Source organism: Ruminococcus sp. NATIVEDY161 (assembly GCF_045819895.1).
Taxonomy (GTDB): domain Bacteria; phylum Bacillota; class Clostridia; order Oscillospirales; family Acutalibacteraceae; genus Ruminococcoides.
In genome coordinates, this window is sequence record NZ_CP162392.1 from 2,166,436 (window position 1) to 2,186,237 (window position 19,802).

Here is a 19,802-nt window from a genome sequence, read left to right on the forward strand (position 1 = left end):
AGAACCGACCTGCGAAACGACTTAAAAAATGCACCATTAGCTCAGTTGGTAGAGCACCTGACTCTTAATCAGGGTGTCCCGGGTTCGAGCCCCTGATGGTGCACCAAAAGAAGCAAAGGGGCTCAAACAGCGAGCCCCTAAGCTAAATATGGCTCGTTGGTCAAGCGGTTAAGACTCCGGCCTCTCACGCCGGCAACGGGGGTTCGATTCCCCCACGAGTCACCAGATGATAAAAAAACGTCTGAAAAAGACGATTTTGATATATAGATTCTGTTTTGAGGAATCGAACCCGCGAGGGTTTGAGCGTAAAGAAAACAGTCCGGTGGACTGTTTTTAGTTCAAAGCGGTGAGCATCTGTGATGCGAGCCATCAAGAGCGAAGCTCTTGGTCGATTCCCCCACGAGTCACCAGAATCGAGTTCTTCGAACGCTCAATGAATAATGAATAGTGAATAATGAATAACTAATAATATTTATTGAGAGTTCGTTAACATACGTTTCCTAAATGGAAACGACAATAAAAGTTGGTGTTGATGACGCTGAGGGTCCACCTGTTCCCATACCGAACACAGAAGTTAAGCTCAGTGGTGCCGAAAATACTTGGCTGGCGACGGCCCGGGAAAATAGGGAGATGCCAACACTCATATTCCTCCATAGCTCAGTCGGTAGTGCAGACGTACATTCAAACCTCACACTAACGGGTAGGCAAAAGAGGAAATCCTCAGAGAAATCTGAGAAAACTTATATGATCCTCCATAGCTCAGTCGGTAGTGGCTACGTACATTTAAGTACCTGACACTGGACTGGATTTAGAGGAAAAAATCAGAGTGAATTTTCAAAAAATTTCGCGCCTCCATTGCACTCCGTGCAATGTCGGCGTTTGGTTGATAAATATCAACCATCCCCGAAATTGCACAAAATTTACTCAAAAATTTGAGTAGCAAAAACCGATAAAACTACTCAATTATATGATCCTCCATAGCTCAGTCGGTAGAGCGCATGACTGTTAATCATGATGTCACTGGTTCGAGCCCAGTTGGGGGAGCCAATGAAGAAACCCAGTAATTAAGCTAAAATCGGCTTATTTACTGGGCTTTTTCTTTCTCTGCCGTTATGTAACAAATTGCTTGCATTGAATATGTTTTAATGTGTTTTGATATCAATTGTCACGATATTGTCACGAAAAACATATATATTATATTCTATTTTAGAAAAAAGCGCAGCCGTTTTGACTGTGCTTTTATTATGCCATTTTGGTGACATCATCATATAGCGTTTTTAATTCCTGCTTGATGTAGTATTTAACATCAACGTCATAGGACGTATGGCCCATAAGCTTTGCGATATTTTCTCCTTTTGCGCCGGCGGCGGACATTCGCGTTGAGAACGTGCGGCGGCAGCTCTGGGGCTGATAGGTTCGCTCAAAGCCCAGCGCGTCCATCACCGGATAAAAGCAGTATTCGCGAAAATAGTCTTTATTCATTGCCGAACCGTCCGCGCGGCAAAACACCGTTTGTCCTCTTTTAGCGATACACTTCTTAACGATTGAGAGCACATTAGGGTGAATCGGTACAATTCTATCCTTGCCGGCTTCGGTTTTAAGACCGCCGACAAAGTAATAAACCGTCTCCCCGGTGTCGAGCTTTTCTTTTTTGAAACTATCTCGCGTAAGCGTTAAAAATTCGGTTACGCGGAAATTGAGGTAACATAGAGCATACACATAGTCGCAATAGGGGATTTTATTAATGTTCTGACGTATAATAAATGCTTTTCCTAACGGAGTTAAAATTGCCTCACCTTTTTGTATAGATGCTTTTTTCTTCTTTCCATTTCTTATGACTGACCTTGAATTTGAAAGTACGGTTAAGCGCTATATCAGTATGCTTTACCGGGTTGCGTTTAACTATCTGAAAAATAAAGAAGACAGCGAGAATTCTGTTCAGAATGTTTTTATCAGGCTATATCATTGCAGAAAAAACTTCAAAAGTGAAGAACACCTCAAGGCGTGGCTGATCCGTGTGACAATCAACGAGAGCAAGCGCATATTAAGCACCAATAAAAAGCACTCTGCGATTGATATTGAAAAAGTGGCAAACGAGCTTTACTCACACGAAACCGAACAGCAGGATTTCTCTATTGAACTGATGAAACTGAATCCCACCTACAGCACGGTTTTATATCTTTATTACTACGAGGGATATAAAGCAGAAGAAATCGCAAAGATGCTTTCAAAAACAACCGCAGCGGTCAATCTGATTTTATCCCGTGCCAGAAAGCAGTTAAAAGAGCGCTTAAAGGAGGATAATGATGAATAAGCAAATTAAAATATTTTACGATAAAGTGGATATCGGCAATCATGCAGCAGATCGGATTATCACAGTGTCCAAATCAGCAAAACCGCGCAGAACGGTAAACAAAATTGCGGTAATCGCTTCGGCAAGCGCCGCAGCTTTGGTTATTGGCATTCTTTCTGTATTTCTGTTCCGTTCAATGGATCCCGATTGTATTTCGGAAAGATTATTGCCATCATATGATACAATTTCAAAAATCGGAAGTACTGCTACATGCAATGACGCTCTGATTGCTCATGACGGATTGGCAGTGGCAATCGAGAACACTTATTCAAACGGCAAAACAATGTATGTCGCGCTTTTCGGTGAGTATATTGCATCTGACCGGAATGCTGATTCGGCTCCCGATACCCTGCGTTATTCCTTTTCAGAAGGTGACGGCTCCTCATTTACCGTAAACGGCAGAGCAGCGAAATTGAAAACAAAAGATATTATTCTGACAAAAAGCGGTAAACTGTTCAAAGGCGTTATTGAAATAGAGATAGACGAGCCTTCAAGCGCCGCACGACTGGAAATGACCATTCCGTCCTTTGAAATATACAGTGATAACACACTTGTAAAAAAGATTATCGAACCGTTCAAAATAGACGGAGGTATAATTAGAGCCTATACCGATAACGAGGAAGCGCTTCTTAACGGTGATAACATTCTGTTTATCAAGAGCATTGTACAGTACCCACATGGAGCGGTAGGTGATTATATCTGCGGTATTGAAATGCAGTATTATGTGCCAAACGACATGATGAATGCCGGCAAAGATATCCAAGCAAAAATATTTAATGAGGACGGCAATGAAATTGCCATGACAAACTCGCTTCAAAACGGTGACCGCAGCGGTAACGGAATGATGATGCTCAGAAGCTACGGTTTTCCCAACAGCCGCAATATAAAGGTCGTTCTTTATGACGCGAACACGGAAGAAAACAAACCGATACAGGAGTATGATGTATCGCTGAACGATCTTGAATGGTCTCTCAATTTTGAGGATTAACGATGCGCTAATTTCTTGAATATGATATATCTCTTCCAAACAGGCAGTAGGCAGCATCGCTTGCTGCCTGTTTGCAGTGACACCGCCCGACACTACGTCAGGCGGTGCTTTTTGCGCCCACAAACCGCGACAAATCGGCTGTGTGGGCTTTGCTGGACGAGGTTGGGTACCGACCTCCACAAATTTTTTCGCGCAACACGGGGCGAAACAGGGCTCGTCAGCTTTTTCTCTCTGTTAAGGAAAATAACACATAATCATTGTAATCAGTCAGTTGCACGCTGAATGAATAACCGTCCTTGCTATCAACAAAAAGCGTATTATCATTTACTTGTTCTACGGTGTAAATGCCTTTGCTCTCATAATAACCATGAACGTCAACAAGACTGAATTGTTTGCTGAAATAAACCTGACCCTTAAACGGTGTTGCTATTGCCGGATAATCGCAATTTTCAAACCATATCAGCATATGAAACGGTATATAGATGTTTTCTCCAAAATCATCTGCCAGTCCGACCTCTGCAAAAAGAGAATAGCGAAATTCGTTATCTGATACACCGTTATATTTCAAATAGAACTCACCGCTGTCGGTGATTAATTGCAGATAGTCACCAATTTGAGTGGCGAATTGTATGTATAATAAAATTATTAACAGGTACTTGACAATCAAATGATTGTAAGTATATAATAAACAAAGAACGGGAGCTTGTATTACAGGCTGAGAGGAAGGTGTGACCTTCGACCGATACCTGATTTGGATAATGCCAACGTAGGGAAGCTGATTATAACTTTATGCGCGGTGCTGCCAAATCGGCAGCCCGTTTTTATTTTTTGCAGGGAGGAAAGACAATGGTAATAATTAACGGTGAAAAGGTTAACGCCGACGGAATCACTGTAGAGCAATACATTAAAAGCTCTGACTACAACACTGCCTTTATCGCGGTCGAGCTTAATGAAGACATTGTTCCTAAGGCGAACTACGCCTCGACCGTTCTCAAAGACGGCGATGTCCTTGAAGTCGTAAACTTTGTGGGAGGCGGCTGATGATACCTAACAAAAATGAAATGATTGCCGCCTATGAAGCACGCCACGGAAAAGAGCTTCAAAAAAAGCTATCCGCTGCCACTGTTGCGGTTTGCGGCTTGGGAGGTCTCGGTTCTAATATTTCGATCGCTCTTTCAAGAGCCGGAATAGGAAAACTCATTTTGATTGACTTTGACAAGGTCGATATTTCAAATCTCCACCGCCAGCAATATAAGGCAAATCAGATAGGTTTGCCCAAAACCGAAGCTTTAAGCAGTAATCTAAGTGAAATAGCCCCTTACACCGTGGTTGAAACACATTGTGTAAAGATCGCGGAGGAAAACGCCGTTGATTTGCTCTCGGGCGCGGACATAATTTGCGAAGCCTTCGATAATCCCCAAGCCAAGGCGATGCTTGCTAATACGGTTTTGGAAAAGCTGCCCGGCAAATTTTATGTAGGCGCCTCGGGCATGGCGGGAATAGGCAGCACAAACGAAATAAAAACCAGGCGACTGTCAAAATATTTTTATCTTTGCGGAGACGGAGTCAGCGAAGTCGGCAAAAGCGAGGGCTTGTTCGCCGCGCGTGTAATGGCGTGTGCCGCTCATCAGGCTCACACGGTTATCCGTATTTTGGCAGGACAATATGATGTATAGGAAAGAAGGATAATAATGGACAATGATAAGCTTGTGATCGGCGGGCATGAATTTGATTCGCGGTTCATTTTGGGTTCCGGAAAGTATTCGCTCAGCCTTATTGAAGCTGCGATCAAATACGCAGGCGCTCAGATTATCACTCTCGCGGTAAGACGCGCCAACACCAAGGATGAGGAAAATATACTTGATTTCATCCCCGAAAACGTTACTCTGCTTCCAAACACAAGCGGAGCGAGAAACGCCAAGGAGGCAGTAAGAATCGCAAGGCTCGCGCGTGAGCTCGGATGCGGAAACTTTGTAAAGGTTGAGATCATGCGCGACTCAAAGTACCTTTTGCCCGACAACACCGAAACAATCAAGGCAACCGAAATTCTCGCAAACGAGGGCTTTGTAGTAATGCCGTATATGTATCCCGACTTAAATGTCGCACGCGATTTGGTAAATGCCGGAGCTGCAACAATAATGCCGCTCGCTTCTCCGATCGGCTCAAACAAAGGACTTGCCACAAAGGAATTTATTCAGATCCTTATTGATGAAATCGACCTTCCAATCATAGTTGACGCGGGAATCGGCAAACCATCCCAAGCCTGCGAAGCTATGGAAATGGGCGCAGCGGCTATTATGGCAAATACCGCTCTTGCAACCGCAGGCGACCTTCCGCTGATGGCGGACGCCTTTAAGCACGCTATAGAAGCAGGAAGAAAAGCATATCTTTCGGGACTGGGAAGAGTACTTACCAGAGGAGCTTCGGCGTCAGACCCGTTAACCGGATTTTTACGCAACTAAGGTGAAGCAATGGAAAATCAATTTTTAATAGATTCCGACAAGCTGTCGCCTGCCGCACTCGAAAAAAAACACAGGCTCGAAAACGACCGTTCATACCGTACAAACCATATGGAATATATGGAAGGTATGGAGATAATAAACTCTGACGTCTGCGAAAACGTTATGACGCAGGTTAAAAGCTTTGATTACGGCAAATATTCCGCTAAGGATGTAAAGGCGGCTTTGGAGCACGAAAGCTGTACAATTGAAGATTTTAAAGCTTTGCTTTCGCCTGCCGCCGAACCCTTTTTGGAGCAGATTGCGCAAAAAGCAAGACTTGAAACAGGCAAGCACTTCGGCAACACCGTATATCTTTTTACTCCTTTGTATATTGCAAATTATTGTGAAAACTACTGTGTTTACTGCGGCTTTAACTGCTACAACAAAATAAACCGCATGAAGCTCAATTACGAACAAATCGAGCATGAAATGAAGGTAATTGCCGAAAGCGGAATGGAAGAGATTTTGATCCTCACCGGTGAAAGCAGAAGCATGAGCAGTGTGGAATACATCGGCGAGGCGTGCAAGCTCGCCCGTAAGTATTTTCGTATGGTAGGGCTCGAAATATATCCTGTTAATACCGATGAATACCGTTATCTGCACGAATGCGGAGCGGATTACGTCACCGTTTTTCAGGAAACCTACGACACCGATAAATACGAAACTCTGCACCTTGCCGGTCATAAACGTGTATGGCCGTACCGTTTTGACGCTCAGGAACGCGCGTTAATGGGCGGAATGAGGGGAGTGGCGTTTTCCGCTTTGCTCGGACTATCTGATTTCAGAAAGGACGCGCTCGCTACCGGGCTTCACGCATATTTCCTTCAAAGAAAATACCCGCACGCTGAAATATCGCTTTCATGCCCAAGGCTAAGACCTATTATTAATAACGATAAAATCAGTCCGCTTGATGTTCACGAAACTCAGCTGTGTCAGATTATTTGCGCCTACAGGATCTTTATGCCGTTTGCCGGAATTACAGTTTCATCACGAGAAAGCGCGCAGTTCAGAAACGGAATCGTAAAAATTGCCGCGACAAAGGTTTCCGCCGGTGTTTCTACCGGAATCGGCGACCACGAAACCAAATACAGCGGTAAGCAGAAAAATTCTTTACAGGGCGACGAACAGTTTGAGATCGCCGACAGCCGCAGCCTTAACAAAATGTACTCCGATATTTCCGGCGAAGGCTTGCAGCCTGTTTTAAACGACTATCTGTATGTCTGAGTTGATTTGTATAACAAACAGAAAGCTGTGCCGTGAGGATTTTTTTAAAAGACTGGAAAAAATAACTTCCTCACACCCAAAGGCTGTAATTCTGCGTGAGAAGGATTTGAGCGCCGGTGAGTACACAAGGCTTGCTCAGGTTGCATATAATATCTGTTTTAAGAACAACACGAAGCTTATTTTGCACAGCTTTAAAAAATCCGCTCTTGAATTGAACATAAACAGTATCCACGTTCCCATGCAGATCCTGCGCGCAATGGATAAGGACGAAAGGTCTTTTTTTCAAACGCTCGGCGCGTCCTGTCACGCGGTCAGCGAGGCAAAGGAAGCCGAAAAGCTCGGTTGTACTTACATAACCGCAAGCAATATTTATGAAACCGACTGCAAAAAAGGCTTAAAAGGGAAGGGGACTGACTTTTTAAGGGAGGTCTGCCGCAGCGTTAACATTCCTGTTTATGCACTCGGCGGAATAAGCCCGCTTAATTACAGCGACGTTATAAAAGCAGGAGCAAAGGGCGCGTGTGTAATGAGCGGTTTTATGACTTGCGAAAACCCTAAACTTTATATTAAACAATTTACGGAGTAAACTATGAGTTTTAGCAAAGATGATCTGTTATTATACGCCGTAACCGACAGAAAAAGTGCGGACTTCGGCGTTTTATATGAACAGGTAAGGCAAGCGCTTGAAGGCGGCGTAACAATGGTTCAGCTCAGGGAAAAGAACCTCGGCGATGAGGAATTTATCTCAGAGGCAATCAAGCTTAAAGAACTGTGCGAAAGCCGCGGAGTGCCTTTGATAATTAACGATAACCTTGCTGTAGCGCTCAAAAGCGGGGCGGACGGTATACATGTGGGAATCGAGGATATGCCTGTCAGCGAAATTCGCAGACAGACAGGGGAAGGCTTTATAATCGGAGCGACGGCAAAGACCGTTGAACAGGCGCAAAAAGCCGAGCGCGAGGGTGCGGACTACCTCGGAATTGGCGCTGTTTTTCCTTCTTCCACCAAACAAAACGCTGTCCGGATCACAAACGAACAGCTTAACCAAATTGCCTCGTCGGTTAGTATCCCTTCGGTGGCGATCGGCGGAATAAATCTTAAAAACATTGAACAAATAAAATGTAATAAAATCAGCGGAATTGCTGTTGTATCAGCACTTTTCTCTGCTGACGATATAAAAACGGCGGCACAACAGCTTAAAGAAAAAGCAAAAGCTGTCGCCGAAAAATAATAAAAAGCGGTAAACCGGGGGCACCACTCTTTGCCGCTCAATAAAAATAATGCAAAAGAGGTATCACATGAAAACAGCATTATCAATCGCGGGAAGCGATTCCTGCGGAGGCGCCGGTATTCAGGCAGATATAAAAACGATGACTGTTAACGGTGTTTACGCCATGAGCGCGGTTACGGCGCTTACAGCTCAAAACACCACCGGCGTAACAGCTATTCAGGAAGCAACTCCCGAATTCTTAAAACAGCAGCTTGACGCGGTATTTACCGACATTTTCCCCGACGCTGTTAAAATCGGAATGGTTTCAAGCTCCGGGTTGATTCGCGTAATTGCTGACAGACTGCGGTTTTACAACGCAAAAAACATTGTTGTTGATCCCGTTATGGTTTCAACCAGCGAAGCAAAACTGATGCAGACCGAAGCGGTTTCAACTCTTGCTAAGGAGCTTTTGCCGCTTGCGGCGGTTGTAACTCCCAACATTCCCGAGGCTCGGGTCCTCAGCGGACTTGCAATCGAAACCCCGGAAGAAATGGAAAACGCTGCCAAGGCAATAGGGGATAAATACAACTGCGCAGTGCTGTTAAAGGGAGGTCACAGCATAAACGACGCTAACGATCTTTTGTACTCAAACGGCAGCTTCAAATGGTTTGAGGGCAAAAGGATCAATAATCCCAACACACACGGAACAGGCTGCACTCTTTCAAGCGCCATAGCTTCAAATCTTGCCAAAGGCTATGACCTTGAAACAGCTGTGCAAAGGTCAAAGGAATATATCTCGGGCGCGCTTGCCGCAATGCTGAATCTGGGCAGGGGAAGCGGACCGATGAACCACGCGTTTGACCTTAACAGTAAATTTGCTTAGAGGTGTACTTTAATTATCTGACTGAAAGGAAAGTTTAAAAATGAGAGAATACAAAACACAGATGGAAGCCGCTAAAAAAGGCATTATCACACCCGAAATGAAAATTGTTGCGGAAAAGGAATATATGGATCCCGAAAAGCTCCGCGAATCTGTCGCAAAAGGCGTTGTCGCGATTCCCTGCAACATTAATCACAAGAACATCTCACCCGAAGGTATAGGAATGGGACTGCGCACAAAAATCAATGTTAACCTCGGCATCTCGGGCGACTGCAAGGATTACACCGTTGAAATGCAAAAGGTTGACATGGCGCTTAAATTCGGAGCCGAAGCTATTATGGATTTAAGCAACTACGGCAAGACCAACACCTTCCGTCAGGAGCTAATTGAAAAATCGCCTGCTATGATAGGCACTGTTCCTATGTATGACGCTATCGGTTATCTTGAAAAGGATTTGCTTGAAATAAGCGCAAAGGATTTTCTCAAGGTTGTACGCGCTCATGCCGAGGAAGGCGTTGACTTCATGACAATTCACGCAGGCATAAACCGCAGAGCGGTTGAAGCGTTTATGCGCGATAAACGCAAGATGAACATTGTTTCACGCGGCGGCTCGCTCCTTTTTGCGTGGATGATGATGACGGGCAACGAAAACCCGTTCTATGAATTTTATGATGAAGTTCTTGAAATACTGCGCGAGTTTGACGTAACCATCAGCCTCGGTGACGCGCTCAGACCGGGCTGCATTGACGACAGCACCGACGCAGGACAGATTTCAGAGCTTATCGAGCTTGGAGCACTCACCGAGAGAGCCTGGGCTAAGGACGTTCAGGTCATGGTAGAAGGTCCCGGACACATGGCTATGAACGAAATTGAAGCTAATATGAAGCTTGAAAAAAGAATTTGCCACAACGCTCCGTTCTATGTGCTCGGACCGCTTGTGACCGATATAGCCCCCGGTTATGACCACATCACCTCTGCCATAGGCGGAGCAATCGCAGCTGCAAGCGGAGCGGATTTCCTCTGCTATGTAACTCCGGCAGAGCACCTCAGACTTCCCGACCTCAACGATGTTAAGGAGGGAATAATTGCAAGCCGTATCGCCGCGCACGCCGCGGACATCGCAAAGGGTGTTCCTCACGCAAGAGAACGCGACGACGCTATGGCGGCGGCTCGTCACAAGGTCGATTGGGAAGAGATGTTCAAGGTTGCGCTCGACGAAGAAAAGGCGAGAGCTTACTTTGAAAGCACTCCTCCTGCCGACCGTCACACCTGCTCAATGTGCGGAAAAATGTGCGCCGTAAGAACTACAAACCTCATTCTTGAAGGCAAAAAGGTTGAGTTCTGTACCGAGCTTTGATAAACTTCAAAATCATGTAACATAAAAACCATAAAAACAGAGCAAGGCGTGAACTCGCCGCACTATGTTTTTTCTCTTGAACCCGCAAAGGATTTTGAAAACATCGTCAAGTATTACTCCCTATACCCGTCATAATTCCACCGATGCGGACGGTGTAAATTCACAGCGCAAAACATGGGACACTCAGGACAATCGTCACTTCTTTGCTGTAACAGTAGAAATTACGCAGAACACGGATTTCCCGAATGCCGATTTTGATGTTATGGGAGATTTCACGCCCGTTATCCTGATAAAAGACAAGGACGGCAGCTACCGTCACAACGGCGAGGAGGACGCTTACGGCGTTATGCAGGAAGTTCTCTATGGCAACGCAGCAACTGTCTGCTCTACACCCGGCGACGGAAGCAACCTTGTCCGCATGAGTAAAGGCGAAACACGCACCCTAACCTATGGTATCGTTATTAACGATGATGTAATGGACAACGCTTATCTGCGTTTCAACTCACAGGGCAATCAGACGATTGACGACAACGCGGAGAATATAACGCTAAACTTCCGCGACGACTGTGTTAAAATAAAAGAATGAGGTGCAGTATGACGCGAGAAACCTTCAGCAACCTCATTCTTGACAGCGAGCCGACGCTTTACCGTGTGGCGATGTCCATGCTCAGAAATGAAAAGGACTGCGAGGACGCCGTGCAAACGGCTGTCCTCACCGCCTTTGAAAAGCTTGGCACGTTAAAGCACGAGGAATATTTCAAAACATTCATTCGTTATGACGGTCAATGCGGCTGAGATTACAAAGGACAATCCCGTATCTGTCGGAATAGGAGAAGGCGACATGAGTATTGCGACAAAAGATGACGGCTTGGAGTATTATATAGACCTTCCTCTTGCCGTAAAAGGCGAGAATATCAAGAGCGTTACCTATTCTGTGGATAAGGACGCGATTGCCGTCCACTGCCGCAAGGATAATAATCCCGTTATTGACGGCGATGTAGTAAGTGAAAGCATTGACACCTTGTTTGATGTCAAATGTATCGAGAACGACCAAAAAGCGCTTGACGCGGCAATGGAGAATGACCATCAAAGTGACTTTGAAAAACACGCGGCAGAGGAAATATTGAATCGTTATGAAGGCAAAAAATATACCTCTATTACGATTGCTTACAACAACCAGAATCCCGACGGCTGTGCAATCGGAATTGTCGGCAAGCGCACAAATGAGCCTGTGCCGGATGATGAAAGTCTCGAAGCAAAGGCAAATCGATTGGATACAATCATAGGCAACACTCTTTACTGCACAGTAGTATTTAATGACGGAACAGAACAAAAGCAATCTATCCAAATCGGCGCAACTGTTACCAATTTCGGCACGGCGCACGCCGAATCCCTTAACCAGCTGACAGAGGAAGAAAAGGCACTGAAGGATTATACGGATGTGTTTGTTACCTATTCTATAACTGAATAATTGAAAACAGAATTGCTATAGATTCGTCACGGGAATCTATAGCAATTTTTGTTATCCTATTCGATTTTTATTTTTCCGTCGGTTTTTATTTGTTTTTTAAATCGGATATGCTCAATTATATGCTGTTCAAAAAGACGCTGATTACTTGCAATTCTTTATATAAGAGTGTACAATTAATTTTGAAATAGTATTCTTTTTTAAGGATAATTGCAGGAGGTTTGTATGATAAAGTTCAGAGAATGGCTGAGTATCCAGGTTGCAAAGCATCCGAAACGTGTGGTATTGGTATTAATTATCTTGTTCAACGTGCTTTTTATCACAGCTTCAGCTGCGCTTATTAGTTCTCTTTCTCTGCACGGAACAGAGAAAATGAATTTTTTTCATGCCTCATATTATACGGTTACTATGATTCTTGACGCGGGATGTATTGAGTCCGTAATAAAGGATATAGGCACTACGGGCGTTGCGTTAACCTTAACCTGCCTGTCGGTTATTATCATCGGTATGATAACCTTCACGGGAGCGGTTATCGGTTATCTTACAAATATTCTCAACGATTTTATAGAGAATGCAAGCGCAGGCAATACGCGGCTTTATCTGTCAAATCACACTGTCATCCTTAATTGGAACGCGAGAGCTCCCGAAATTGTCAACGATCTCCTTTACAACGATAATAAGGAGACGGTTGTCGCTCTGGTTAAATCGGGCAGCGATGAAATTAAAAAGGAAATCGAAGAAAGACTTCATCTTACGATTGAAAAAGAGAATGAGAATGTCTGTAAAAAAGCTGATAAAATGGGCTTTTTTGCACGCAGACGGTATCTCAAAAACAACAAGCTCGATGAAAACGTTACTTTTATCGTAATTGAAGGAAATATTTTCTCTCAAAAGCAGCTCAAGGATATAAGAATTGACTTGGCTAAGGCTGTAATTATTCTGAGCAACGATCCGTCGGAGTCTGCTGCTGAGGACGGACAGCCGGACGAGGGTAATCCGCAGGCAGTAAAAGCCTTGATGCAGGTTGCGGATATTGTGTCGGCAGGAAACGCCGCTCACAATCAGAACATCATCATCGAGATTACCGATGAATGGACTTATGATGTTGTTCAGAGAATTATCAGCGGTAAAGAACTCGGCGGAAAATGCAATATCGAAATGTTCCAGGTTGAAAAGTTCCTCGGTCAGCTTCTGGCTCAAATATCAATAACGCCGGAAATGACGCTTGTATACGATGATTTGTTCTCAAACAAGGGAGCAGCGTTTTATACCGCGCCTGTGCAGACCGATGACGAAACCGCTTATATCCGCGATTACCTCTCAACGCATGAAAATGCAATACCTCTAACATTGCTTAACCATAACGGCAAAAGCTGTTTTTGCTTTGTGGCGGATAATCAGAAAAATATTAACAAAAAGCATGAGCTCAAAAGCTCAGGCTATAGTGTTAAGCTGAACAGTACGCAAGGCGAATGTAAAAGAGTGATTATGATAGGCCACAACAGCAATGTGGAAGAGATTATGAGCTGCTACGAAGCCTACATATCATGTCAGAACGGCGATAATCAAAACAGTCCGCTTAAAGTTGCCGTGATTGATGAAGCCGGCAGTTTAAAAAGAATGGATTATTACAAAAGCTATCCTTTTGTTGAAGAGGTTGCCGAACTGGATATCTATAATATTGATAAAACCTTTGAGCCGATTAACCGTCTGCTATTTGACGCGCCGGAGGATACAAGTATACTTATTTTGTCCGACGATACGGAACTTGATGAAAACGCCGACTCATCAGCCCTTATGTATCTTGTTTATGTTCAGGATTTTATCAGGGAAATGCTTCGTAAAAACCCCGGCTACGATAAAAAGGCGGTTAAAACTATCGTCGAAATCACAGACCCGAGGCATTATGACATAGTCAAGGGTTACGATATGGTCGAAGCGGTAATCAGCAACCGTTTTTCGGGCAATATTATCACGCAAATAGGGGAGAAAGAGTCAATATATGATTTCTATAAGGATTTGCTGAGCTATTCTTCGGATAAACAGGGTGTTCAAAGCAAGAAACCGCAGATTAAAAAGGTTTCGTCCTTCTTCAGAGAAACTCCTGCTCCGTGTACGGCTTACGATTTGGTACGCGCAGTGTTTGAAGCGTCTGTTTCATCAGCCGAAGCTTCGGAAAAGCAGTATCCCGTACTGGTTCTCGGCTATGTAAAAGCCAATGATGAAACAGTAATCTTCAGCGGCGATTTGTCTGAAATAAAGGTTTCGCTTGAAGCCGAGGATAAGATTATTGTATACTCGGATTTGGATTAACAAACTGATTAAGCTAAGAAGAATACACACGGCAGAATATAAAACCTCAAGTCGGATTTAGTAATATAAGCGCGGCAGTTTAACGGCTGCTGCGCTTATGTTGTGCAAAAAAAGATTGAAACAATTAAATTTTGTTATGGTTTTGTTATGGATTTTATGTTATACTAAGGTACGATTATAAATATAATTGAAAAAGCATAAGGAGGGAAGTAAATGAAAAGAATTCTCTCGTTAATACTTACTGCAGTAATGTTGTTTTCCTTTGCTTCCTGCAGTTCAGCCGAAAGCTCCGAAACACAGCCCGACACTGCGTTAACGACAACCGAAACGGCTGCGACAAAGCCGCAGAGCAAACCGCTTGATAATTACAAAGCTTTCAGCGGCGTTGTGCTTATGACCAAAAACGGCAAGACGGTTTTTGAGAAGGCTGAGGGCGTTCAAAATACAGACACCGGAAAGCCGATTAAAATTGATACGCTGTTCTGCGTAGGCTCGGTGGCAAAGCAGTTTACCGCTGCGGCTGTCCTTACGCTTCAGCAGGATGGCAAGCTCAGCGTAGAGGATAAGCTGTCAAAATATTATCCCGACTACGAATACGGCGATGATTTATCACTTTGGCATTTGCTGAGTATGCGCTCGGGAATTCGCGAGTTTTACGATATTGAATATATCGACGGCGCGTTTACAGAGCTGCCTGCCGGCGAGCTCAGGGAAACCGTCACGAACGATAACAGTGTCAGGGAAAACCGCGAAGCGCTCGAGGAATGGCTGCTTGAACAACCGCTTGAGTTCGAGCCTGATACTGAGTTTGAATATTCGAATTCAAATTATTTTCTGCTGGCGAGGATCGTAGAGAAGGTTTCGGGCAAGAATTACTACGATTATCTGCGCGAAAAAATCATAAATCCTCTCGGAATGGAGCACACCTTCTTTGTCGACGAGGTTGATTTTAAAGATGTTCCTAATCTCGCCGCGCCGACGGTAAATCCCGAGACGGTTCACGTGGGCGTTACTATGGGCTTGGGAGATATGATTTCGAACGCTTATGATATTGACAAATGGCTGACCTCTTTTAGGACGAATAAAATTCTTACAAAAGAGAGCTTACAGCTTATGACGACGGACTACACCGACGATGACGAGGACCATTACGGCTTTGGAGTTCGTATCATAGGCGGCGGACTGTTCCATACAGGAGCAATCACTACCTACGAAACAATGGCGTATACCGATATTAAAAACGGAATAAACGTGTTCGCAGTCACCAACGACGACCCCGACGAAACGTACAGCGTTGTCGATATGGTTTGGGAGTTGCTTGACGAAAAGGGATACGGCGTAACATAACAGCATTTTAACAGGGCAGTGCCGAAGGGCACTGCTTTTGTTGTTTTTCAAGGATATTGAAATAATTTTAGTAAAAATCAAAAGTTTTATATATGAAATAGAAGTGTTTTATGTTATAATTAAAAACAGAATTATAACAGGAGGGTGGTTTTTTGCTTTTTAACTTGTCTTACACAACGCTGAACTTCCTTGCATTTGTGTTTGTGACGATGTTTGTTTACTTTTTATTTCCTGTAAAGAAATATAAGTGGACGGTTCTGCTGGCGGCGAGTATATTCTTTTATGCGGTAGTCGGATATAAGCTCGCGTATTTTATACTGTTTACATCGCTCAGCACGTACCTGATAGCGCTTTGGATTGAGCGCGTGTCGTTAAATTCCAAAAAACTTCTGAAAGAAAAAAAGAAGGATTGGGACAGAGAGCAAAAGAAAAATTTCAAGAATAAAATAAAAACACAAAAGCGCTTGATTATGGCGCTTTGCCTTGTTCTGAACTTCGGAATACTGGCATTTTTGAAGTATTATAACTTCTTTGCAGGCAGTCTGAACGACGTGCTCGGAGGCTTCGGAATAAGCTTTTCAGCGCCTACGCTCAACCTGATTTTGCCTCTCGGAATTTCGTTCTACACCTTCCAGTCAATGGGATATATCGTGGACGTTTACCGCGAAAAGACCGAGGCGCAGAAAAATCCGTTTAAGCTGCTGCTGTTCGTTTCGTTCTTTCCGCAGATTATCCAAGGCCCTATCAGCATTTACGACCAGCTTGCAAAACAGCTTTTTGAGCCGCACGACTTTGACTTCGGCCGTATGAAGCACGGTATGGAGCTGATTGTCTGGGGCTTCTTCAAAAAGCTGATTATCGCTGACAGAGCGTATATTTTAATCGGTGCGGTCGAGAAAAATTACGCTAATTACAGCGGAACAACGCTGACCTTTACAATTTTGCTTTACGCGATACAGCTTTACGCCGACTTCTCTGGCGGTATTGATATCTCGCGCGGCGTTGCGCAGATTTTCGGCATAGATATGATTGACAACTTCAAGCGTCCGTACTTCTCGCGCTCAATAAACGAGTACTGGCGCAGGTGGCATATTTCGCTCGGCGGATGGATGAAAAACTATGTGTTCTATCCCATCGCTATGTCAAATGTGTTTATCAACGCAAGCAAGAAGATGAAGGGCACACGCTTCGGAAAAACCGCCGCGGGAGCGCATATCGCAAAGGTACTGCCCACAAGCGTTGCCTCGCTGATTGTGTTTTTAATCGTCGGCGTGTGGCACGGAGCAGACTGGAAGTACGTAGCGTTCGGCGTTTGGAACGGCGTGATTATTATGCTGAGCATTATTATGCAGCCGCTCTTTGACGGCGCGGTTGACAAGCTTAAAATCAGCCGTAAAAATCCTGTCTTTATCGGTTTTCAGATTTTCCGTACCCTGCTTGTTATCCTCGTGGGCTATGTGTTTGACGTTGCGCCTTCGTTTGGACAGGGTATGAGGACAATCGGGCTGTTTTTCACAGGGCAGAATTTCGCGACAGGTTTTGCGGAAATCACCAAGCTCGGACTCGGCTGGCGAGACTATCTTATCCTGCTGCTTGCCTCAACCGTAGTGCTTGTCGCAAGCATTATTCAGGAGAGACATCCCGACACGACTATCCGCGCTATGCTCGATAAAAAGTCGTATGTTTTCCGATTTATCGTGCTTTATATCGCCGTGATGTCGATTGTTGTATTCGGCGTTTACGGCTCGGGCTACAACGCGGCTGACTTTGTATATATGCAATTCTGACGGAAGGGGGATAATGATGAGATACCAATTAAAAGTTACACGCACGGTAAAAGTCTCCCTCTTTCTGTTGGCGATTATGGTTTCGTGCCTTGTTTTGCAGCAGTTCTTCCTGCGCAACGTAGACCACAACAGTCTGCGTATTGAAGGCTTTTATCAGGAGGAGACCGACTCGCTCGACGTTGTGTTCATCGGAGCAAGCGATATCTACACCAGCTTTATGCCCGGCAGAGCTTACGAGCAGTACGGCTTTACAAGCTACCTTTTGGCTTCGGAGTCAATCACCTCCGAGGGTATAAAAACCGCCGTTAAGGAGACGGTGCGAACCCAACACCCGGGAATGATTGTGGTTGAGGCTAACGCCTTTTTGTACGGCAACAGCGACAATGATATTAACGAGGCGCATGTTCACAAGTTCTTTGACAACCTTCCGCTCAGCGAAAATAAAATTGATTACATCAACAAAAACGTGCCTGTCGATCAGCGGTGGGAATACTTTTTTCCGCTCATTAAATACCACGGTCTGTGGACGGAATACCCCGAACGCTTGCATATGATTGCAAGCAACCTAACCCTTGACGCGCGAGGCTTTAACTACCTTAAGGGCTTCCGCACTACCGCGTATATTCACAGCCCCGACAAGCCGTGCCTTAACGACAAGCTTGCACTGGAAACAGGCGAGCTCGACTTAGACCCGGAGCTTGAAAAACAGCTCAACGATTTGCTCGACTACTGCGACGAGCAGCATATTAATTTGATGTTTGTACGCGCCCCTCACTATGTAACGCAGGAAACATATAACCGCGTTAAGCGCTCAAATAAAATGGCTTCAATCGTAAACAGCCGGGGCTACAGTTACTACACGCTTGAAAACGACGCAAAGCGAATCGGCATTGATGAAAAGCACGATTTTTATAACGTCGACCATATGAACGTTTACGGAGCGATAAAGTTTACCGACTACTTGTCGGAGAAAATCCTTTACAAGGAGGAGCTCAAGGTGGATCCCCTCTCCGATGAACAGAAGGAGAACTGGAGCGAGGTTGTCACAGCGACAAATCAGCTTTACCGCTACTGCGACGATATTATGACTAATACCAACAAGGAAAAGGGAGCGCAAGAGGACGTTTGGACGCTTCTGCAGCTCGGTGACTATTCGGGTGCTCCGATTCAGCGCACCGATCAGCCTTAAAAGGAGAGAAGTATATGAAATATCCTCGCGCTTACTCGGGCGTAAAAAAGCTTTTTATTTCCGAGATACTCAATATTATCTCCGCAGGGCTGATGTTCGTCGCTGTATTGATGGTTTTGCTCGACAGAAAAATAAAACTGCCCGATATCGACACCGCCCAGTTTTGGGGCTTGGCAACGTTGGTTCTGCTTTCGTCCGCAGTGGGAATAGCAGCGTTTGTTATTCAGTTTATCGGTCTTAATCAGGCGCGCAAGGACGAGTGGTACTTCAACAAGGCGCTGTATTTTGTAGTTATCTGCGCCGTCTGTACCGTGGGAATGACCTTGACGGCAGGAACGGTAAACAGCATTTTTGCCGCGATTGACGAGGTTTTCACTCTGCTGATTAACATTTACGCTATTCTGGCAATTTTCACCCTCGCGGAGTACCTGAAAAATGTTCACATCCAGAGAACAGGAAAGGTTATGATTGTTGTGATAACCGTTCTGTTCGGTGTCGCTTTGATTTTGCAGATAGCCGCAGGCTTTGTTCCGCGCAGAGCAGAGCTGCTCGGAGCGGTAAAAGCAGGCTTTGAATTTGTCGGCTACATCGTATGTATGGTTTACTTCGGTATGGCTAAAAAGATGCTCGGCAAATCCTGATTGTATGGTAAATTCTTGTTGACATCAAAATGATGATTTGTTACAATAAAATCAGTAATATTGATGTTTACGGAAAATACTAAACAGGGAGGCATCCTATGAATACTGAAATCCGCTATTTTACAAAATCCAAAAAGGGCAATACCGAAAAGCTCGCAAATCAGATTGCAAAGGCGACAGGCAAAAAGGCGCTCACCGTAGCGACCGACCTCAGTAATAGGGTTGACCGTCTGTTCCTCGTCAACGCAATGTACGCGGCGAATATCGACAAAGAGGTCAAGGACTTCCTCGCCCGTAATAAGGATAAAATCGGAGAGGTTGTAAATTTCAGCACCTCATGCTCGGGAAAATCCACCTGGGGAATGGTAAAAAAGGAGTGCGACGCTCTGAACATTCCGCTCAGCGAAAAGGAATTCCACTGCGCTGCCTCTTGGATTTTTATTAACAAGGGCTTGCCCTCAGAGGACGACTACGCAAAGGCGCGTGAATTTGCGGCTTCAATGTCGGAATAATATAATTATACGAAATCCCGAAAGGGTAAAAT

21 protein-coding genes, 3 tRNA genes, 1 rRNA gene and 1 riboswitch are annotated in these 19,802 nt (G+C 44.7%); of the genes, 23 read left to right on the plus strand and 2 right to left on the minus strand.

Annotation, left to right across the window (positions count from 1 at the left end):
* The first annotated feature begins 30 nt into the window (after positions 1-30).
* The 4 genes from AB1I50_RS10285 to AB1I50_RS10300 all read left to right on the plus strand — a co-directional run bounded on the left by AB1I50_RS10285 (position 31) and on the right by AB1I50_RS10300 (position 1,047).
* Positions 31-106: transfer RNA gene (locus tag AB1I50_RS10285), tRNA-Lys, on the plus strand.
* A gap of 44 nt (positions 107-150) precedes the next feature.
* Positions 151-225: transfer RNA gene (locus tag AB1I50_RS10290), tRNA-Glu, on the plus strand.
* Positions 226-522: 297 nt separating this feature from the next.
* Positions 523-639 (plus strand): 5S ribosomal RNA (gene rrf, locus AB1I50_RS10295).
* 332 nt (positions 640-971) lie between these two features.
* Positions 972-1,047, plus strand: a tRNA-Asn gene (locus AB1I50_RS10300).
* A gap of 195 nt (positions 1,048-1,242) precedes the next feature.
* On the opposite strand, the gene AB1I50_RS10305 is transcribed toward AB1I50_RS10300, so the two are convergent.
* Positions 1,243-1,719 (minus strand): tyrosine-type recombinase/integrase, encoded by a 477-nt coding sequence (locus AB1I50_RS10305; RefSeq protein WP_407723927.1) that lies wholly within the window; start codon positions 1,717-1,719, stop codon positions 1,243-1,245.
* Between the two features lie 115 nt (positions 1,720-1,834).
* Here AB1I50_RS10305 and AB1I50_RS10310 point away from each other — a divergent pair, with 115 nt between their 5' ends.
* On the plus strand, positions 1,835-2,314 hold the full coding sequence (locus tag AB1I50_RS10310; RefSeq protein WP_407723928.1) for an RNA polymerase sigma factor: 480 nt from the start codon (positions 1,835-1,837) through the stop codon (positions 2,312-2,314).
* Positions 2,307-3,341 (plus strand): hypothetical protein, encoded by a 1,035-nt coding sequence (locus tag AB1I50_RS10315; protein ID WP_407723929.1) that lies wholly within the window; start codon positions 2,307-2,309, stop codon positions 3,339-3,341. The genes AB1I50_RS10310 and AB1I50_RS10315 overlap by 8 nt, the downstream gene beginning before the upstream one ends.
* 217 nt (positions 3,342-3,558) lie before the next feature.
* On the opposite strand, the gene AB1I50_RS10320 is transcribed toward AB1I50_RS10315, so the two are convergent.
* Positions 3,559-3,909: a hypothetical protein gene (locus AB1I50_RS10320; protein WP_407723930.1), complete on the minus strand. Its 351-nt coding sequence runs from the start codon at positions 3,907-3,909 to the stop codon at positions 3,559-3,561.
* A gap of 117 nt (positions 3,910-4,026) precedes the next feature.
* A riboswitch (TPP riboswitch) is annotated at positions 4,027-4,132 on the plus strand.
* Between the two features lie 55 nt (positions 4,133-4,187).
* Here AB1I50_RS10320 and thiS point away from each other — a divergent pair.
* The 17 genes from thiS (at position 4,188) to AB1I50_RS10405 (ending at position 19,770) form a co-directional block, all read left to right on the plus strand.
* A complete protein-coding gene (gene thiS, locus AB1I50_RS10325; RefSeq protein ID WP_407723931.1) occupies positions 4,188-4,382 on the plus strand; it encodes a sulfur carrier protein ThiS in 195 nt (64 codons plus the stop codon).
* Positions 4,382-5,017: a thiamine biosynthesis protein ThiF gene (gene thiF / locus AB1I50_RS10330; RefSeq protein ID WP_407723932.1), complete on the plus strand. Its 636-nt coding sequence runs from the start codon at positions 4,382-4,384 to the stop codon at positions 5,015-5,017. Before thiS ends, thiF begins: the two co-directional genes overlap by 1 nt.
* Before the next feature lie 15 nt (positions 5,018-5,032).
* On the plus strand, positions 5,033-5,803 hold the full coding sequence (locus AB1I50_RS10335) for a thiazole synthase (protein ID WP_407723933.1): 771 nt from the start codon (positions 5,033-5,035) through the stop codon (positions 5,801-5,803).
* Between the two features lie 9 nt (positions 5,804-5,812).
* On the plus strand, positions 5,813-7,066 hold the full coding sequence (thiH, locus tag AB1I50_RS10340) for a 2-iminoacetate synthase ThiH (RefSeq protein WP_407723934.1): 1,254 nt from the start codon (positions 5,813-5,815) through the stop codon (positions 7,064-7,066).
* Positions 7,059-7,652, plus strand: coding sequence for a thiamine phosphate synthase (locus tag AB1I50_RS10345; RefSeq protein ID WP_407723935.1), 594 nt, complete (start codon positions 7,059-7,061; stop codon positions 7,650-7,652). Before thiH ends, AB1I50_RS10345 begins: the two co-directional genes overlap by 8 nt.
* Before the next feature lie 3 nt (positions 7,653-7,655).
* Positions 7,656-8,297 carry a thiamine phosphate synthase gene (thiE, locus tag AB1I50_RS10350; RefSeq protein WP_407723936.1) on the plus strand — a complete coding sequence of 214 codons (642 nt, stop codon included), beginning with the start codon at positions 7,656-7,658 and terminating at the stop codon, positions 8,295-8,297.
* A 67-nt stretch (positions 8,298-8,364) separates the two neighbouring features.
* A complete protein-coding gene (thiD, locus tag AB1I50_RS10355; RefSeq protein ID WP_407723937.1) occupies positions 8,365-9,159 on the plus strand; it encodes a bifunctional hydroxymethylpyrimidine kinase/phosphomethylpyrimidine kinase in 795 nt (264 codons plus the stop codon).
* Between the two features lie 40 nt (positions 9,160-9,199).
* Positions 9,200-10,513 carry a phosphomethylpyrimidine synthase ThiC gene (thiC, locus tag AB1I50_RS10360; RefSeq protein ID WP_405357030.1) on the plus strand — a complete coding sequence of 438 codons (1,314 nt, stop codon included), beginning with the start codon at positions 9,200-9,202 and terminating at the stop codon, positions 10,511-10,513.
* A 64-nt stretch (positions 10,514-10,577) separates the two neighbouring features.
* Complete coding sequence (locus AB1I50_RS10365) at positions 10,578-11,099, plus strand: hypothetical protein (RefSeq protein WP_407723938.1); 522 nt, start codon at positions 10,578-10,580, stop codon at positions 11,097-11,099.
* Positions 11,100-11,107: 8 nt separating this feature from the next.
* Positions 11,108-11,308: a sigma factor gene (locus AB1I50_RS10370; RefSeq protein ID WP_407723939.1), complete on the plus strand. Its 201-nt coding sequence runs from the start codon at positions 11,108-11,110 to the stop codon at positions 11,306-11,308.
* Positions 11,289-11,984: a hypothetical protein gene (locus AB1I50_RS10375; RefSeq protein WP_407723940.1), complete on the plus strand. Its 696-nt coding sequence runs from the start codon at positions 11,289-11,291 to the stop codon at positions 11,982-11,984. Before AB1I50_RS10370 ends, AB1I50_RS10375 begins: the two co-directional genes overlap by 20 nt.
* Positions 11,985-12,206: 222 nt before the next feature.
* The gene (locus tag AB1I50_RS10380) at positions 12,207-14,294 is read left to right on the plus strand and encodes a hypothetical protein (protein WP_407723941.1); all 2,088 of its coding nucleotides are present in this window, start codon (positions 12,207-12,209) and stop codon (positions 14,292-14,294) included.
* A 213-nt stretch (positions 14,295-14,507) separates the two neighbouring features.
* Positions 14,508-15,641 (plus strand): serine hydrolase domain-containing protein, encoded by a 1,134-nt coding sequence (locus AB1I50_RS10385; protein WP_407723942.1) that lies wholly within the window; start codon positions 14,508-14,510, stop codon positions 15,639-15,641.
* A gap of 152 nt (positions 15,642-15,793) precedes the next feature.
* Positions 15,794-17,428: an MBOAT family O-acyltransferase gene (locus tag AB1I50_RS10390; RefSeq protein ID WP_407723943.1), complete on the plus strand. Its 1,635-nt coding sequence runs from the start codon at positions 15,794-15,796 to the stop codon at positions 17,426-17,428.
* A 16-nt stretch (positions 17,429-17,444) separates the two neighbouring features.
* Positions 17,445-18,617: a hypothetical protein gene (locus AB1I50_RS10395; protein ID WP_407723944.1), complete on the plus strand. Its 1,173-nt coding sequence runs from the start codon at positions 17,445-17,447 to the stop codon at positions 18,615-18,617.
* A gap of 14 nt (positions 18,618-18,631) precedes the next feature.
* A complete protein-coding gene (locus AB1I50_RS10400) occupies positions 18,632-19,258 on the plus strand; it encodes a hypothetical protein (RefSeq protein WP_407723945.1) in 627 nt (208 codons plus the stop codon).
* Positions 19,259-19,356: 98 nt separating this feature from the next.
* Complete coding sequence (locus tag AB1I50_RS10405) at positions 19,357-19,770, plus strand: flavodoxin family protein (protein WP_407723946.1); 414 nt, start codon at positions 19,357-19,359, stop codon at positions 19,768-19,770.
* Positions 19,771-19,802: the final 32 nt, after the last annotated feature.

What these genes read in the sequence shown, in the direction of transcription:
- AB1I50_RS10310 (WP_407723928.1), top strand. Translation starts at nt 1,835, where the DNA reads ATGACTGACCTTGAATTTGAAAGTACGGTTAAGCGCTATATCAGTATG.
- AB1I50_RS10315 (WP_407723929.1), top strand. Translation starts at nt 2,307, where the DNA reads ATGAATAAGCAAATTAAAATATTTTACGATAAAGTGGATATCGGCAAT.
- thiS (WP_407723931.1), top strand. Translation starts at nt 4,188, where the DNA reads ATGGTAATAATTAACGGTGAAAAGGTTAACGCCGACGGAATCACTGTA.
- thiF (WP_407723932.1), top strand. Translation starts at nt 4,382, where the DNA reads ATGATACCTAACAAAAATGAAATGATTGCCGCCTATGAAGCACGCCAC.
- AB1I50_RS10335 (WP_407723933.1), top strand. Translation starts at nt 5,033, where the DNA reads ATGGACAATGATAAGCTTGTGATCGGCGGGCATGAATTTGATTCGCGG.
- thiH (WP_407723934.1), top strand. Translation starts at nt 5,813, where the DNA reads ATGGAAAATCAATTTTTAATAGATTCCGACAAGCTGTCGCCTGCCGCA.
- AB1I50_RS10345 (WP_407723935.1), top strand. Translation starts at nt 7,059, where the DNA reads ATGTCTGAGTTGATTTGTATAACAAACAGAAAGCTGTGCCGTGAGGAT.
- thiE (WP_407723936.1), top strand. Translation starts at nt 7,656, where the DNA reads ATGAGTTTTAGCAAAGATGATCTGTTATTATACGCCGTAACCGACAGA.
- thiD (WP_407723937.1), top strand. Translation starts at nt 8,365, where the DNA reads ATGAAAACAGCATTATCAATCGCGGGAAGCGATTCCTGCGGAGGCGCC.
- thiC (WP_405357030.1), top strand. Translation starts at nt 9,200, where the DNA reads ATGAGAGAATACAAAACACAGATGGAAGCCGCTAAAAAAGGCATTATC.
- AB1I50_RS10365 (WP_407723938.1), top strand. Translation starts at nt 10,578, where the DNA reads ATGTTTTTTCTCTTGAACCCGCAAAGGATTTTGAAAACATCGTCAAGT.
- AB1I50_RS10370 (WP_407723939.1), top strand. Translation starts at nt 11,108, where the DNA reads ATGACGCGAGAAACCTTCAGCAACCTCATTCTTGACAGCGAGCCGACG.
- AB1I50_RS10375 (WP_407723940.1), top strand. Translation starts at nt 11,289, where the DNA reads ATGACGGTCAATGCGGCTGAGATTACAAAGGACAATCCCGTATCTGTC.
- AB1I50_RS10380 (WP_407723941.1), top strand. Translation starts at nt 12,207, where the DNA reads ATGATAAAGTTCAGAGAATGGCTGAGTATCCAGGTTGCAAAGCATCCG.
- AB1I50_RS10385 (WP_407723942.1), top strand. Translation starts at nt 14,508, where the DNA reads ATGAAAAGAATTCTCTCGTTAATACTTACTGCAGTAATGTTGTTTTCC.
- AB1I50_RS10395 (WP_407723944.1), top strand. Translation starts at nt 17,445, where the DNA reads ATGAGATACCAATTAAAAGTTACACGCACGGTAAAAGTCTCCCTCTTT.
- AB1I50_RS10400 (WP_407723945.1), top strand. Translation starts at nt 18,632, where the DNA reads ATGAAATATCCTCGCGCTTACTCGGGCGTAAAAAAGCTTTTTATTTCC.
- AB1I50_RS10405 (WP_407723946.1), top strand. Translation starts at nt 19,357, where the DNA reads ATGAATACTGAAATCCGCTATTTTACAAAATCCAAAAAGGGCAATACC.